This window comes from Rhodospirillum rubrum ATCC 11170 (assembly GCF_000013085.1).
In the GTDB taxonomy this organism is placed as follows: Bacteria; Pseudomonadota; Alphaproteobacteria; order Rhodospirillales; family Rhodospirillaceae; genus Rhodospirillum; species Rhodospirillum rubrum.
In genome coordinates, this window is the sequence record NC_007643.1 from 1,368,431 (window position 1) to 1,383,073 (window position 14,643).

At 65.4% G+C, this 14,643-nt stretch carries 11 protein-coding genes; 10 read left to right on the forward strand and 1 reads right to left on the reverse strand.

Translation table 11 applies throughout. The annotated features are described in order from the left end of the window. Positions 1–13: 13 nt before the first annotated feature. The 5 genes from kdpA (at position 14) to RRU_RS06070 (ending at position 7,840) form a co-directional block, all read left to right on the forward strand. On the forward strand, positions 14–1,723 hold the full coding sequence (kdpA, locus tag RRU_RS06050) for a potassium-transporting ATPase subunit KdpA (RefSeq protein WP_011388910.1): 1,710 nt from the start codon (positions 14–16) through the stop codon (positions 1,721–1,723). 9 nt (positions 1,724–1,732) lie between these two features. Continuing rightward, on the forward strand, positions 1,733–3,781 hold the full coding sequence (gene kdpB / locus RRU_RS06055) for a potassium-transporting ATPase subunit KdpB (protein ID WP_011388911.1): 2,049 nt from the start codon (positions 1,733–1,735) through the stop codon (positions 3,779–3,781). A 10-nt stretch (positions 3,782–3,791) separates the two neighbouring features. Next, positions 3,792–4,373, forward strand: coding sequence for a potassium-transporting ATPase subunit KdpC (kdpC, locus tag RRU_RS06060; protein WP_011388912.1), 582 nt, complete (start codon positions 3,792–3,794; stop codon positions 4,371–4,373). An 81-nt stretch (positions 4,374–4,454) separates the two neighbouring features. Continuing rightward, entirely contained in the window at positions 4,455–7,148 is a 2,694-nt protein-coding gene (locus RRU_RS06065) for a sensor histidine kinase (RefSeq protein WP_011388913.1), read from the forward strand. Further along, positions 7,148–7,840, forward strand: coding sequence for a response regulator (locus tag RRU_RS06070; RefSeq protein ID WP_011388914.1), 693 nt, complete (start codon positions 7,148–7,150; stop codon positions 7,838–7,840). Before RRU_RS06065 ends, RRU_RS06070 begins: the two co-directional genes overlap by 1 nt. Before the next feature lie 38 nt (positions 7,841–7,878). On the opposite strand, the gene RRU_RS06075 is transcribed toward RRU_RS06070, so the two are convergent. Continuing rightward, positions 7,879–9,525 carry a methyl-accepting chemotaxis protein gene (locus RRU_RS06075; protein WP_237703840.1) on the reverse strand — a complete coding sequence of 549 codons (1,647 nt, stop codon included), beginning with the start codon at positions 9,523–9,525 and terminating at the stop codon, positions 7,879–7,881. A gap of 485 nt (positions 9,526–10,010) precedes the next feature. On the opposite strand from RRU_RS06075, the gene RRU_RS06080 reads away from it, so the two are divergent. The 5 genes from RRU_RS06080 to RRU_RS06100 are packed head-to-tail and all read left to right on the forward strand — an operon-like array spanning position 10,011 to position 14,635. Then, positions 10,011–11,096, forward strand: coding sequence for a hydrogenase small subunit (locus tag RRU_RS06080; protein ID WP_011388916.1), 1,086 nt, complete (start codon positions 10,011–10,013; stop codon positions 11,094–11,096). A 14-nt stretch (positions 11,097–11,110) separates the two neighbouring features. After that, positions 11,111–12,901, forward strand: a complete 1,791-nt coding sequence (locus RRU_RS06085; protein ID WP_011388917.1) for a nickel-dependent hydrogenase large subunit — start codon at positions 11,111–11,113, stop codon at positions 12,899–12,901. Between the two features lie 32 nt (positions 12,902–12,933). After that, positions 12,934–13,653, forward strand: coding sequence for a Ni/Fe-hydrogenase, b-type cytochrome subunit (cybH, locus tag RRU_RS06090; RefSeq protein WP_011388918.1), 720 nt, complete (start codon positions 12,934–12,936; stop codon positions 13,651–13,653). Continuing rightward, entirely contained in the window at positions 13,650–14,246 is a 597-nt protein-coding gene (locus tag RRU_RS06095) for a HyaD/HybD family hydrogenase maturation endopeptidase (protein WP_011388919.1), read from the forward strand. Before cybH ends, RRU_RS06095 begins: the two co-directional genes overlap by 4 nt. A 17-nt stretch (positions 14,247–14,263) precedes the next feature. Then, positions 14,264–14,635, forward strand: coding sequence for a HypC/HybG/HupF family hydrogenase formation chaperone (locus RRU_RS06100; RefSeq protein ID WP_011388920.1), 372 nt, complete (start codon positions 14,264–14,266; stop codon positions 14,633–14,635). Positions 14,636–14,643 lie beyond the last annotated feature (8 nt).

The following is a 14,643-nucleotide window of genomic DNA, read 5'->3' on the forward strand; positions in this document are numbered from 1 at the left end:
TGAAGGTCCGATCATGGACGCCAACGCCATTCTTCAGGTCGTTCTGTTTTGCGCGATCATTCTTGGGCTGACGCCGCTGCTCGGCGGCTATATGGCCCGGGTTTTCAGCGGCGAGCGGGTTTTGCTCTCGGTGGTCTTCGGACCGCTCGAGCGCGGCCTGTACAGGCTAAGCGGGGTGCGCCCCAAGGAGGAGCAGCATTGGGCGGCCTATGCGCTGTCGATGCTGGTCTTCAATCTGGCGGGCCTGCTTGGGCTCTATCTGATCTTGCGCGTCCAGGGCTGGTTGCCGCTCAATCCGGCGGGCCTGGGCGCCGTCGCCCCCGATCTCGCCTTCAATACCGCCGTTAGCTTCGTGACCAATACCAACTGGCAGGCCTATGGCGGCGAAAGCACGCTGTCGTATTTCTCGCAGATGGTCGGGCTGACGGTGCAGAATTTCGTTTCGGCGGCGACCGGCATCGCCGTGCTGGTGGCCTTGATCCGCGGCTTCGCCCGGCGCTCGGCCCGCACGCTCGGCAATTTCTGGGTCGATCTCACCCGCACCGTCCTTTACCTGCTGCTGCCGCTCGCCTTCGTCACCGCCCTGGTTCTGGTTTGGCAGGGCGCGCCGCAAACCCTTGGCGATTATGTCCAGGCCGCGCCGCTCGAGGGCGGCTCCCAGGTGATCGCCCTGGGGCCGGTGGCCTCGCAAGAGGCGATCAAGCAGCTTGGCTCGAACGGCGGCGGCTTCTTTTCGGTCAATTCCGCCCATCCCTTCGAGAACCCGACGCCGCTGTCCAATCTGATCGAGATGGTTCTGCTGCTGGCGGTGGCCGCCGGTCTGACCAACACCTTTGGCCGCATGGTCGGCGACACCCGCCAGGGCTGGGCGCTTTTCGCCGCCATGTCCTTGATGTTCGTCGTCGGCCTTGGCGTGACACTCTGGCAGGAATCCGCGGCTAATCCGGCGATGGTCGTCGCCGGCATCGAGGCCGGCGGCGGCAATATGGAAGGCAAGGAGGTGCGCCTGGGCGTGGCCAATTCGGCGATCTGGGCGGTGGCGACGACGGCGGCCTCCAACGGTTCGGTCAATGCCATGCATGACAGCTTCATGCCGCTTGCGGGCATGGTGCCGATGATCAACATGATGCTGGGCGAGGTGATCTTCGGCGGGGTCGGCGCCGGTCTTTACGGCATGCTGATCTTCGTCATGGTCACCGTGTTCATCGCCGGGCTGATGGTTGGGCGAACCCCCGAATATCTGGGTAAGAAGATCGAGGCCCGCGAGATGAAGCTGGCGGTGATCTCGCTGCTGGTGCCGCCCCTGTGCATCCTGGGCTTCGGCGCCGTCGCGCTCACCTGGCCCCAGGCGGCCGCCTCGGTGCAAGATCCCGGCCCCCATGGCCTGACCGAGGCGCTGTACGCCTATGTCTCGGGAACGGCCAACAACGGCTCGGCCTTTGCCGGCTTCGCCGCCAATGTCTTCCCCCATAATCTGATGATCGGCCTGGCGATGCTGATCGGGCGCTTCCTGGTGATCTTGCCCGTTCTTGCCATCGCCGGGTCCCTGGGCGCCAAGAAGATCGTTCCGGTTTCGGCCGGCACCTTCCCCACCCATGGCGGGCTGTTCATCGGCCTGCTGGTCGGGGTGATCGTCGTCGTCGGCGGCCTGACCTATTTCCCCGTCCTCGCCCTGGGTCCGATCCTCGAGCAGCTTATGCTCAGATCGGGCAGCCTTTTCTGAGGTGACATCATGAGCATCCATCGCCCCAGGCATGCCGCGCTGTTCGAGCGCGCCCTGGTCGTGCCCGCCGCCCGCAACGCGGTCTTGAAGCTCGACCCGCGAAGCCTGATCGCCAATCCGGTGATGTTCGTCACCGCCGTCGTCGCTGTGCTCTCCACCGTGCTGTTCGTGCGCGACCTGATCCATGGCCTCGGCCCCGTCGCCGTCGAGGGGCAGATCGCCCTGTGGCTGTGGTTCACCGTGCTCTTTGCCAATTTCGCCGAGGCGATGGCCGAGGGCCGGGGCAAGGCCCAGGCCGACTCCTTGCGCAAGACGCGTACCGAAACCTTGGCGCGCAAGCTCTCCAGCCCGACGGCCACCGCCGAGCAAAGCGTCTCGGCGGCCAGCTTGCGCAGCGGCGATCTGGTGGTCTGCGAAGCCGGCGACGTCATCCCCGGCGACGGCGATGTGATCGTCGGCATCGCCACGGTCGATGAATCGCCGATCACCGGCGAATCCGCCCCGGTCATCCGCGAAAGCGGCGGCGATCGCTCGGCGGTCACCGGCGGCACCCGGGTGGTGTCGGACCGCATCGTCGTGCGCATCACCGTCAATCCCGGCGAGTCCTTTCTGGATCGCATGATCAATTTGGTCGAAGGGGCCAAGCGCCAGAAGACCCCCAACGAAATCGCCCTGACTATCTTGCTTGTCGGATTGACGCTGATCTTCCTGCTGGTGGTCGCCAGCCTGCCGGCCTTCGCCGCCTTCTCGGGGGCGATGATCCCGGTGGTCTTCCTGCTCGCCCTGTTCGTCACCCTGATTCCCACCACCATCGGCGGCCTGCTTTCGGCCATCGGCATCGCCGGCATGGACCGGCTGGTCACCTTCAACGTCATCGCCAAATCCGGCCGGGCGGTCGAGGCGGCGGGCGATATCGACGTGCTGCTGCTCGATAAAACCGGCACCATCACCCTGGGCAGCCGCCAAGCCGCCGAATTCCTGCCGGTTTCGGGCATCAACGAGCGCGATCTGGCCGAGGCCGCCTTCTTGTCATCGCTGGAGGATCAGACGCCCGAGGGCAAGTCGATCGTCGCCCTGGCCCGCCAGCGCTTCGGCTTCACCGGGGGCGAGGGCACGGCGATGCGCTTCATTCCCTTTACCGCCCAAACACGGATGAGCGGCGTCGATTTCGGCGATAGCGAAATCCGCAAGGGGGCCTCGGACGCCGTGCTCGCCTATCTTCAGGCCCATGGCGGACCGGGGGCGGCGCGCGATCTGGTCTCCGCCGTCGAACGCGTCGCCAAAAGCGGCGGCACGCCGCTGGTCGTCGCCCGCGATAATCGGGCCCTTGGCGTGGTCCATCTGAAGGACATCGTCAAGCCGGGCATCCGCGAGCGCTTCGCCACCTTGCGCGACATGGGCATCCGCACGGTGATGGTCACTGGCGACAATCCGCTGACCGCGGCCGCCATCGCCGCCGAGGCCGGGGTTGACGACGTGCTGGCCGAGGCCACCCCCGAGCGCAAGCTGGAACTGATCCGCAAGGAACAGGCCGAGGGACGGCTGGTCGCCATGTGCGGCGACGGCTCCAACGACGCCCCGGCCCTGGCCCAGGCCGATGTCGGCGTGGCGATGAACACCGGTACCCAGGCGGCGCGCGAAGCCGGCAATATGGTCGATCTGGAAAGCGATCCGACCAAGCTGATCGAAATCGTCATGATCGGTAAACAGCTGCTGATGAGCCGGGGCTCTTTGACCACCTTTTCCATCGCCAATGATGTCGCCAAGTATTTCGCCATCATCCCGGCGCTGTTCCTGGCCAGCTTTCCCCAGCTTCAGGCCCTGAACGTCATGGGGTTGTCGAGCCCGCAAAGCGCCATTCTCTCGGCGATCATCTTCAACGCCCTGGTCATCATCGCCCTGATCCCGCTGGCCCTGAAAGGCGTCGCCTATCGCCCGGCCGCCGCGGCCGATCTGTTGCGGCGCAATCTGTTGATCTACGGTCTGGGCGGCCTTGCCGCGCCCTTCATCGGCATCAAGGTGATCGATATGCTGGTCACCGCCGTCGGTTTGGCCTGAGGAGGCTCCCATGCTGCGCACCCTGCGTCCCGCCCTGGTTCTGTTCGCCGCCCTCACCCTGTTGACCGGTGTCGCCTATCCCTTGGCCGTCACCGGGCTGGCCCAGGTTCTGTTTCCCGAGCAGGCCAATGGCAGCCTGATCGAGCGCGGCGGCACGGTCATCGGCTCGGCCCTGATCGCCCAGGCCTTCACCGGCGAGGCCTATTTCCACCCCCGTCCGTCGATGGCCGGTACGGGCTATGAGGCCAATAACTCCGGGGCCTCGAACCTCGGGCCGACCAATCAGGGGCTGGTCGATCAGGTCGCCGCCCGCATCACCGCCGCCAAGGAGGCCAATCCGGGCAATTACGGCGGGGTTCCGGCCGATCTGGTGACCGCCTCGGGTAGCGGCCTTGATCCCCATATCTCGCAGGCGGCGGCGCGCTGGCAGGCCGCCCGGGTGGCCAAGGCCCGGGGTCTTGATCTTCAGCGCGCGGTCGCCCTGGTCTATGAGTTCACCTCGCCCCGGCAACTGGGTATTCTGGGGGAACCCAGGGTCAATGTTCTGGCGATCAATCTGGCGCTCGACGAGCGGTTTCCGCTGGCCCACTGACGGTTTGATCTGGAGTTAGGTCCGGCTCGGGGGGAGGGGGACGCCCTTTCCGCCCGGGCCGACGCTCTTTCGAGGATACCCATGGCCCCCGCTGATCGCGAAAACCGCCCCTCGCCCGATGCCCTGCTGGCCGAAGCCCACCGGGAAGGCCGGGGCAAGCTGAAGATATTCCTGGGGGCGGCGCCGGGGGTGGGGAAAACCTACGCCATGCTTGAAGCCGCCCGCGAGCGGGCGCGCGATGGCGTCGACGTGGCGGTGGCGGTGGTCGAAACCCATGGCCGGCGCGAGACCGAGGCCCTGGTCCATGGCCTGGACGTCGTTCCCAAGCGCACGCTCGAGTATCGCGGCCGCGACTTCGAGGAAATGGACCTTGATGGCGTTCTCGCCCGCCGGCCGGCCCTGGCCCTGGTCGATGAGCTGGCCCATACCAACATCTCGGGCAGCCGCCATCTCAAGCGCTGGCAGGATGTCCAGGAACTGCTCGATGTCGGCATCGATGTTTACACCACCCTGAACGTCCAGCACCTGGAAAGCCTCAACGACGTGGTCGAGCGGATTTCCGGGGTGCGGGTCCGCGAAACCCTGCCCGATTCCGTTTTGCAGCAGGCCGACGAGATCAAGCTGATCGATCTGGCGCCCGAGGATCTGCTCAAACGCCTGGAGGAGGGCAAGGTCTATGTGCCCGATCAGGCGCGGCGGGCGGCCAACGCCTTCTTCTCGCGCGGCAATCTGACGGCGCTGCGCGAAATGGCCCTGCGTCAGGCGGCCGAGCGCGTCGACGCCCAGATGATCAGTTATATGCACGCCCACGCCATCCAGGGGCCCTGGCCGGCGCGCGAGCGGCTGATGGCCTGTATCGGCGATGATCTGGCGGCCGAAAGCGTCGTGCGGCTGGCGGCGCGTTCGGCCGAGCGCCGGCAGGCGCCGTGGATCGCCGTCTATATCGAAACCGCCCGCCACTTGTCGCTGTCGGAAGAGGTGAAGGACCGCATCGCCCGCGCCCTGCGTCTGGCCGAGGAACTGGGCGGCGAGGCGACGACGGTTCAGGGCGATGACGTGGTGGCCGAGGTCTTGTCTTTCGCCAAGGCCCGCAATATCACCCAGATCATCATCGGCCGCCCTCGGCGCCACCGTCAGCGCTGGTTTGGCGGCGGCGATACGGCCAAGGCCCTGCTCGCCCGGGCCGAGGCCTTCAATGTGACCGTCATCGGCCGCGAGAACGCCAGCCCCTCGCCGATCGCCCGCATCCGCCGCGACATGCCCAAGGACTGGCTTGGCTATGGATTGGCCACCCTGGCGGTCGCCCTGGCCACCGGTTTTAGCGTGCTGATCGACATGTGGATGCCCGTGCCCAACATCTCGGTCGCCTATCTGATGGCCGTGCTGCTGGTCGCCATGCGTCTTGGCCTCGCGCCGTCGATCTTCGCCTCGCTGCTCAGTTTCCTGATTTATTCGTTCCTGTTCACCGAGCCGCGGCTGACCCTGGCCATCACCGATTCCCATAACATCCTGACCATGGTGTTCTTCCTGGTCGCCGCGGTGATCGTGTCGAACCTGGGCAGTCGGCTGCGCGAGCAGGTTCAGGCGACCCGGCTGTCGGCCCGGCGCACCGGCACCCTTTATGATTTCAGCCGCAAGATCGCCGCCGCCGCCACCCAGGACGACGTGCTGTGGGCGGTGGTCCACCATGTGGCCTCGACCATTCACGGCCAGTCGCTGATCCTTTTGCCCGAAAACGACCGTTTGGCGATCAAGGCCGGCTATCCGCCCGAGGACACCCTGGACGACAAGGCCGCCGCCGCCGCCGAATGGGCTTGGACCCACGGCACCCGCGCCGGCGCCGGTTCGGCCACCCTGCCAACCTCGCCCTGGCTGTTCCTGCCGCTCAAAACCGTGCGCGGCCCGGTGGGGGTGATGGGGGTGCAGATGGCCGGCGCCGGCATTCCCCCGCCCAGCGAGGCCCGGTTGCTGGAAACCCTGGCCGATCAGGCGGCGGTGGCGATCGAACGCACCGCCCTGGTCGCCGATATCGAGGCGGCGCGGGTCGCCGGCGAGCGCGATCGCCTGCGCACCGCCTTGCTGTCGTCGTTGTCCCATGATCTGCGCACGCCGCTGGTCTCGATCATGGGCTCGGCCAGCGCCCTGGTGAACTACCAAGACACCCTGTCCGACGACGCCGAACGCGAATTGGCCCTGACCATCCAGGACGAGGCCGAGCGCCTGAACCGCTTCGTGCAGAACCTGCTCGATATGACCAAACTGGGCGCCGGCGCCCTCAAGCCCCGGATCGATTGGGCCGATTTCCGTGATATCGTCGGCGGCGCCCTTGAACGGGCCAAGCGGCTGATCGGTCAGCGCAAGGTGCGGATCGACCTCAGCGATGATTTTCCGCTGCTGTGCGTTGATTCCGTGCTGATGGAACAGGTGGTCTTCAACCTGATCGACAACGCCTGCAAATACACGCCGCCGGGCAGCGCCATCACCGTTTGGGGGCGGCCGCGCCGCGACAAGGTGGTGGTCGAGATCTGCGATCAGGGCCCGGGCATTCCCGAGGCCGACCGCGAGCAGGTGTTTGACATGTTCTACCGGGTCAAGGCCCAGGATGCCCAGATCGCCGGCACCGGCCTTGGTCTGGCCATCTGCCGGGGACTGGTCGAGGCCCATGGCGGAACGATCGCCGCCGAGCCCGGCATCAATGATTGCGGAACCTGCATCGTCATCACCTTGCCGCTGCTGGTCGAGCCCGAACTGCTTGGCGCCGAGGAGAAGGTTTGATGGCCCAGAAGATCCTGGTGGTCGATGACGAACCGCAGATCCGCAAATTCATGCGCATCAGCCTGGGGGCCAATGGCTATGAGGTCCTGGAGGCGGAAACCGCCGAACAGGGCGTGATGCTGGCGACGGGGATGGCGCCCGATCTGGTCGTTCTCGATCTCGGGCTGCCCGATCTTGATGGCCAGGACGCCATCAGCATGATCCGCACGGCCAGCGCCGTGCCGATCATCGTGCTTTCGGTGCGCTCGGGCGAAACCGATAAGGTCGAGGCCCTCGATCGCGGCGCCAACGATTATGTGGTCAAGCCCTTTGGCATCGGCGAGTTGATGGCGCGCATCCGCGCCGCCCTGCGCCCGCGCGCCGGTTCGGGCGAGGAGGGGGCGGGCGAGGTTCTGACCATCGGCGCCCTGGTGCTCGATTTCGCCCGCCGGGTGGTGACGCGCGGTGGCGACGAGGTGCGGCTGTCGCGCAAGGAATACGATCTGCTGCGCCTGCTGGCCGAAAAAGCCGATCACGTGCTGACCCACCGCCAGATCCTGCGCGACATCTGGGGCCCGGCCCATGTCGAGGATACGGCTTACCTGCGCGTCTACGTCAACCAACTGCGCCAGAAGCTCGAGGCCAACCCGTCGGAACCCCGGCTGATCGTGACCGAACCCGGGGTGGGCTATCGTTTGAAACGCGGCGAGTAGGGCAAGGGGGCGGCCAAGGCCCCCTTGCCCTCGGTGGATCAGGCGCGGATGCCGGACAGGAAACCCGCGACCTCGCCGCGCAGGGTCTTGGCTTCGGCGACCATGGCCTCGCAGTCGCTCAGCATGCCGCCGGCCGAGGATCCGGCCTGGGCGGTCACCGCCGAAAGCTGGCTGAGGGTCGAAGTGACCTCCTGGGTGCCCGCCGCCGCCTGCTGGACGTTGCGGGCGATTTCCAAGGTGGCGGCGCCCTGTTCCTCGACGGCGGCGGCGATGGTTTCGCCGATTTCGCTGATCTGGGCGATGGTGCCGGTAATGCCGCGAATGGCGTCCACCGCCTGGCCGGTCGCCGATTGCACGGCGCCGATCTGGTTGGAGATGTCGTCGGTCGCCTTGGCCGTCTGATTGGCCAGGGATTTGACCTCATTGGCGACGACGGCGAAGCCCTTGCCGGCATCGCCCGCCCGTGCCGCCTCGATGGTGGCGTTGAGCGCGAGCAGGTTGGTCTGGCTGGCGATGTCGTTGATCAGCTTGACCACGTCGCCGATGCGGGTCGCCGTGGCGGCCAGCCCCATCACCAGTTCGTTGGTGTTCTGGGCCTCCTTCACCGCATTGGTCGAAATCGTCGAGGACTGGTGGACCTGACGGCTGATTTCCTGGATCGACGAGGTCAGCTCCTCGGCGGCCGAGGCGACGGTCGCCACATTGGCCGAGGCCTGTTCGGCAGCGGCGGCGATCGAGGTTGCCTGATGGGAGGCGGTATCGACGGCGCCGCTGACGGCTTTCGCCGCGTCCTCCAACTGATTGGCCGCTCCGGCGATGGTATCGGCCACCCGTTTGACGCTGCCTTCGAAGCCATCGGCGACGCTGAGCATGGCGCGGCGGCGTTCGGCCTCGGCCTCGGCCTTCAAGCCGTCCTGGCGCTGGCGCAGATGGTCGGCCTCGCGGGCGCCATCGCGCAAGACGGCGACCGCCTTGGCCAATTGACCGATTTCATCGCCGCGGTCGGTGGCGGGGATTTCGACCGAAAAGTCGCGGGCCGCCAGACGCTCGGTCACCTTGACCAACCGGATGACGCCGCCGCCGATATTGCGCGACAGCGCGATCACCAGCCCGACGGCGGCGATCATCACCACGCCAAGAACCAGGGCGAAACGCGCGGCGATGGAATAAAAGGCGTGATCGACATCGTCGATGAAGATGCCGGTCACCAGAACCCAGTTCCAGGGCTTGAAATCATTGCCATAGGACATCTTGGGGACCGGCGTGGTTTCGCCGACGTGGGGGAATTTATAGGAGACGATGCCGCCGCCGACGGCCGCCACCTTCACCAGTTCCTTGACGATCTGCACGCCATTGGCGTCCTTGTCTTCCAGCAGAACCCTGCCTTCCCGCTCGGGGCGGGCGGCATGCATCAGACAGAGGCCGTTCTGATCGAAGATGCTGAAATATTCATTGCCGGCGTAACGGGCCTCGCGCAGGGCGTTGAGCGCCTGCTTCTTGGCGGTCGCTTCGTCGAGTTCGCCCGATTGAGCCCGGTTGTAAAAAGACTTCACCACCCCTTCGGCGATCTCGGTCAAATTTGTCAGCTTGTCGACACGGTCGGCGATCATCGTCGTACGGAGCTGATAGAGCGCCATCCCGGCAACGATGGTGAAGCCGACAACCGTCAGAATCGCAGTTGACATCAATTTTAGTGAAATGCCGTAAGTACGCTTCATAACGTCCTGACTCCTGGTTCAAAACACTCTCTCCCCAGGGAAGATAAATAGAAGAATTCTAACGGTAGAGCAAAACCGATATTTCGCGCGGATGGATTGTTTTTCCCCGTTTTGGCCGCCTTTGTTATCGGCAAATTAATACTTTGCGTGACCGGCCGCCCAAATGCCTGTTCCTGCCCCGCCAAGGCGACCAAAGGGGGTGGGCGGCGACCGCCAGTCCTGTCTTGAGACCGCGCGCGGTGGAAGCGTTGCTTTCTTCTTTGGATGGCTACTTTCCAGCCCATCCCCGCGCGACGCGACGGGACCGGGGAAAGAAGCCCTTGGGATCAGAGGGTTTTGCTTTTTCTCAGCTCCCCTAAAAATGGCATGGGTATTGCTAGTAGCCTTTTCCACGAACCGGTGGACGGCGAGGGCGTCGTTGACCCGGACAGAAGGGGGAGGGGGGGACCGCCATGGGGGAAACCGAGACCTTTTACGAGGTCATCCGTCGCCAGGGGATTTCCCGGCGCGGCTTCTTGAAGTTCTGCGGTGTCACCGCCGCCGGGCTGGGCCTGGGCGCCGGCGGCGCGGCGCGCATCGCCCAGGCGCTGGAAACCAAGCCACGGGTGCCGGTGATCTGGCTGCATGGCCTGGAATGCACCTGTTGTTCGGAAAGCTTCATCCGCTCGGCCCATCCGCTGGTCAGCGACGTGGTGCTGTCGATGCTGTCGCTCGATTACGACGACACGCTGATGGCCGCCGCCGGTCATCAGGCCGAGGCGATCCTGGCCGAGACCCGCGAGACCTATCGCGGGCGCTATATCCTGGCGGTCGAGGGCAACGCGCCGCTGGCCAATGACGGCTTTTTCTGTATGCCCGGCGGTCGGCCCTTCGTTGATACCCTGAAGGAAATGGCCGCCGACAGCGCCGCCGTCATCGCCTGGGGATCGTGCGCCAGTTGGGGCTGCGTTCAGGCGGCCAAGCCCAATCCCACCGGGGCGGTGCCGATTGATCAGGTGATCACCGGCAAGCCGCTGATCAAGGTGCCGGGCTGTCCGCCGATCGCCGAGGTGATGACCGGGGTGATCAGCTACCTGCTGACCTTCGACCGCTTCCCCGAGCTTGATCTGCAGGGGCGGCCGAAAATGTTCTATTCCCAACGCATCCACGACAAATGTTACCGCCGCGGCCATTTCGATGCCGGCCAGTTCGTCGAGGCCTTCGACGATGACGCCGCCCGCCGCGGTCACTGTCTGTACAAGATGGGCTGCAAGGGGCCCACGACCTACAACGCCTGTTCGACCACCGGCTGGAACGAGGGCACCTCGTTTCCCATCCAATCGGGCCATGGCTGCCTGGGCTGTTCAGAGGATGGCTTTTGGGACAAGGGGCCGTTCTACGAGCGGTTGTCGACCATCAATCAGTTCGGGATTGAAGCCAATGCCGACATCGTAGGCGGAACGGCCGCCGGGGTGGTGGCGGCCGGGGTGGCGGCCCATGCCGGCGTCACCGTGGCCCGGCGCCTGATGTCGAAGAACGAAAACAAAGACAAAGAGTAGGGGGGGAAAGATCCATGAGCGTGACGACGCCCAACGGCTTCACATTGAACGATGCCGGCCGCCGCGTGGTGGTCGATCCGGTGACCCGCATCGAGGGTCATCTGCGCATCGAGCTCAATGTCGACGAGGCCAATGTCATCCGCAACGCCGTGTCGACGGGAACGATGTGGCGCGGCATCGAACTGATCCTCAAGGGCCGCGATCCGCGCGACGCCTGGGCCTTTACCCAGCGCATCTGCGGGGTGTGCACGGGAACCCACGCCCTGACCAGCGTGCGTGCCATCGAAAACACCCTTGGCATCCAGATCCCCGAAAACGCCAATTCCATCCGCAACATCATGCAGCTTTGCCTGCAGGTGCATGACCATCTGGTTCACTTCTATCACCTGCATGCCCTGGATTGGGTCGATGTGGTTTCGGCGCTTTCGGCCGATCCGAAAGCCACCAGCGCCCTGGCGCAAAGCCTGTCGCCCTGGCCGCTGTCCTCGCCCGGCTATTTTAGCGACATCAAGGCCAAGCTGACCCGTTTCGTCGAATCCGGGCAGTTGGGGCCGTTCAAGAACGGCTATTGGGGCCACCCGGCCTATCGCCTGCCGCCCGAAGCCAATCTGATGGCGGTCGCCCATTATCTGGAGGCGCTGGATTTCCAGAAGGAGATCGTCAAGATCCATGCGGTCTTCGGCGGCAAGAACCCCCATCCCAACTGGCTGGTCGGCGGCGTGCCCTGCGCCATCAACCTTGATGGCGCCGGCGCCGTCGGCGCAGTCAATATCGAGCGGCTCAATCTGGTGTCGTCGATCATCGACCGCGCCACCACCTTCGTCGAACAGGTCTATCTGCCCGATCTGATCGCCATCGCCGGCTTCTATAAGGACTGGCAGTATGGCGGCGGCCTCAGTTCCACCTCGGTGCTGGCCTATGGCGATATCCCCGATCGCGCCAATGATTATTCGCCTTCGAACCTTTTGATGCCGAGCGGGGCGATCATCAATGGCGAACTGACCCGCATCCATCCGGTTGATCTGACCGACCCCGAGCAGATCCAGGAGTTCGTTTCCCATTCCTGGTACCGCTATGGCGACGAGGCCAAGGGATTGCACCCCTGGGATGGCGTCACCGAAAGCCACTTCGAGCTGGGGCCGCGCAGCAAGGTCGAAAACCGGCGCATCGAGACCCTCGATGAAAGCGCCAAATACAGCTACCTCAAGGCGCCGCGCTGGCGGGGCCATGCCATGGAGGTCGGGCCGCTCGCCCGCTATATCCTGGGCTATGCCCAGGGCAATCCCGAGTTCAAGGAGCCGACCGAGGCCCTGTTGCGCCAGCTTGACCTGCCGGTCGGCGCCTTGTTCTCCACCCTGGGGCGGACGGCGGCGCGCGGCCTGGAATGCCAATGGGCGGCGGGCAAGCTGCGCTATTTCTTCGATAAACTGATGGCCAACCTCAAGGCCGGCGATCTCAACACCGCCAATACGACGAAATGGGCGCCCGCCACTTGGCCAGCTTCGGCCAAAGGTGTGGGCTTTACCGAAGCGCCGCGCGGCGCCCTGGCCCATTGGGTCCAGATCGAGGCGGGCAAGATCGCCAATTACCAATGCGTGGTGCCGACCACCTGGAACGGCAGTCCGCGCGATCCGGCGGGGGCGATCGGCGCCTTCGAGGCGGCCTTGCTCGATACGCCGCTGGCCGATCCCCAACAGCCGCTTGAAGTGCTGCGGACCCTGCACAGCTTTGACCCCTGCCTCGCCTGTTCGACCCATATCCTGACGCCCGAGGGCGGCGAGGCGATTTCGGTGACGGTGCGCTAACGCGTTTTCACGCCAACGGGGAAGGAACGACCATGAGCACCGTGACCGACGAAGCCGCGCCCGAGGTGATCCTGGGCACGACGCGCCACCCCTCGGTTTACATCTATGAGGCGCCGGTACGCCTGTGGCACTGGCTGAACGCCGCCTGCATCGTCGTGCTGGCGGTGACGGGCTATCTGATCGGCAGTCCGCCGCCGTCCCTGGCCGGCGACGCTGGCGGAGTGTTCCGCTTCGGCGCCCTGCGCTTCGCCCATTTCGCCGCCGGCCTGCTGTTCGCCGGGGGATTCGTGTTCCGCGCCTATTGGGCCTTTGTCGGCAATCACTACGCCCGCCAGCTGTTCGTCCTGCCGTTCTGGCGCGCGGTGTGGTGGCGCGAAATCTGGTTCGAATTGTCGTGGTACCTGTTCCTGCGCAAGGAACCCAAAAAGTACCTGGGTCATAACCCTTTGGCTCATTTCATGATGTTCTTCCTGTTCACCCTGGTCGGCCTGTTCATGATCGTCTCGGGGATGGCGCTGTACGCCGAAGGCCAGGGCCCGGGAAGTTGGACGCGGGGGCTGTTTGGCTGGGTGTTCTGGCTGTTTCCCAATACCCAGGATCTGCGCACGCTTCACCATTTGGGATTGTGGGTGATGGTCTGTTTCACCATGCTTCATGTGTACGCGGCGATCCGCGAGGACATCATGAGCCGGCAATCGATGCTGTCGACGATGATCAGCGGGCGGCGCATGTTCAAGGATGACCGGCCATGAACATCCCCGGCGGGCTCCCCTTGGCAAGGGAGGAGGACGAGGAGGATTGCGCCGCCCTGGTGCTGGGCATCGGCAATCTGCTGTGGGCCGACGAGGGCTTTGGCGTGCGCTGCGTCGAAGAGATGCACGCCACCTGTGACCTAGCGCCCGGGGTGCGGTTGCTCGATGGCGGCACCCAGGGGCTTTATCTGGTGGGCGCCATCGCCCGGGCGGCGCGGCTGATCGTTTTTGACGCCATCGATTATGGCGAGGCGCCGGGCACCCTGAAGGTGGTGTTCGGCGAGGAGGTCGCCGGTTTCATGGGCTGTCGCAAGATGAGCCTGCACCAGACCGGCTTTCAGGACGTGTTGGCGGCGGCCGATCTGCTGGGGCGCCGACCGCCGGTAATGGCGTTGATCGGCGTGCAGGCCGAAGCCCTGGACGACTGGGGCGGCCCTTTGCGCCCCGTCGTGCGGGCCCAGGTCGGCCCGGCCATCGCCCAGGCCTGCGCCCTGCTTGCCGAGTGGGGGTTGGCCTGTCGGCCGCGCCCGGCGGCGCCGGCGGCCGGCCTGCTGGGGTTCGGCCTGTCAAGCTCGGCCTATGAACAGCGTTAAGCGGGGAGGGAGGGGTTATGTGCATCGGATACCCCATGCGGATCGAGGCGCTTAATCCCGACGCCAGCTTCGGCTTGGCCCGCCGGGCGCCGCGAGAACGGTTGGAGCGCATCGATTTGCGCCTCGTCGGGCCGGTCGAGGAAGGGCAATGGGTTCTGGTCTTTCTGGGCACGGCGCGCAGCCTGCTTGACGACGGCGAGGCGGCGCGGCTGACCGATGCCCTGGCGGCGCTTGACGCCGTGGTGCGCGGCGAGACGGTCGATCACCTGTTTGCCGATCTGACCAGCCGCGAGCCCGAGCTTCCGGCCTTTCTCCGGCCCGCCGCTCCCGCCCCTCCGGTCGCCAAGCCCGGTGGCGCGGCGGCCAAAATCCTGAAACTGGTCAATTGATCGGGAGT

Bases quoted from the DNA above. Each gene is read 5' to 3' on its own strand.
- kdpA (WP_011388910.1), top strand. From the start codon at position 14: ATGGACGCCAACGCCATTCTTCAGGTCGTTCTGTTTTGCGCGATCATT.
- kdpB (WP_011388911.1), top strand. From the start codon at position 1,733: ATGAGCATCCATCGCCCCAGGCATGCCGCGCTGTTCGAGCGCGCCCTG.
- kdpC (WP_011388912.1), top strand. From the start codon at position 3,792: ATGCTGCGCACCCTGCGTCCCGCCCTGGTTCTGTTCGCCGCCCTCACC.
- RRU_RS06065 (WP_011388913.1), top strand. From the start codon at position 4,455: ATGGCCCCCGCTGATCGCGAAAACCGCCCCTCGCCCGATGCCCTGCTG.
- RRU_RS06070 (WP_011388914.1), top strand. From the start codon at position 7,148: ATGGCCCAGAAGATCCTGGTGGTCGATGACGAACCGCAGATCCGCAAA.
- RRU_RS06075 (WP_237703840.1), bottom strand. From the start codon at position 9,525: ATGTCAACTGCGATTCTGACGGTTGTCGGCTTCACCATCGTTGCCGGG.
- RRU_RS06080 (WP_011388916.1), top strand. From the start codon at position 10,011: ATGGGGGAAACCGAGACCTTTTACGAGGTCATCCGTCGCCAGGGGATT.
- RRU_RS06085 (WP_011388917.1), top strand. From the start codon at position 11,111: ATGAGCGTGACGACGCCCAACGGCTTCACATTGAACGATGCCGGCCGC.
- cybH (WP_011388918.1), top strand. From the start codon at position 12,934: ATGAGCACCGTGACCGACGAAGCCGCGCCCGAGGTGATCCTGGGCACG.
- RRU_RS06095 (WP_011388919.1), top strand. From the start codon at position 13,650: ATGAACATCCCCGGCGGGCTCCCCTTGGCAAGGGAGGAGGACGAGGAG.
- RRU_RS06100 (WP_011388920.1), top strand. From the start codon at position 14,264: ATGTGCATCGGATACCCCATGCGGATCGAGGCGCTTAATCCCGACGCC.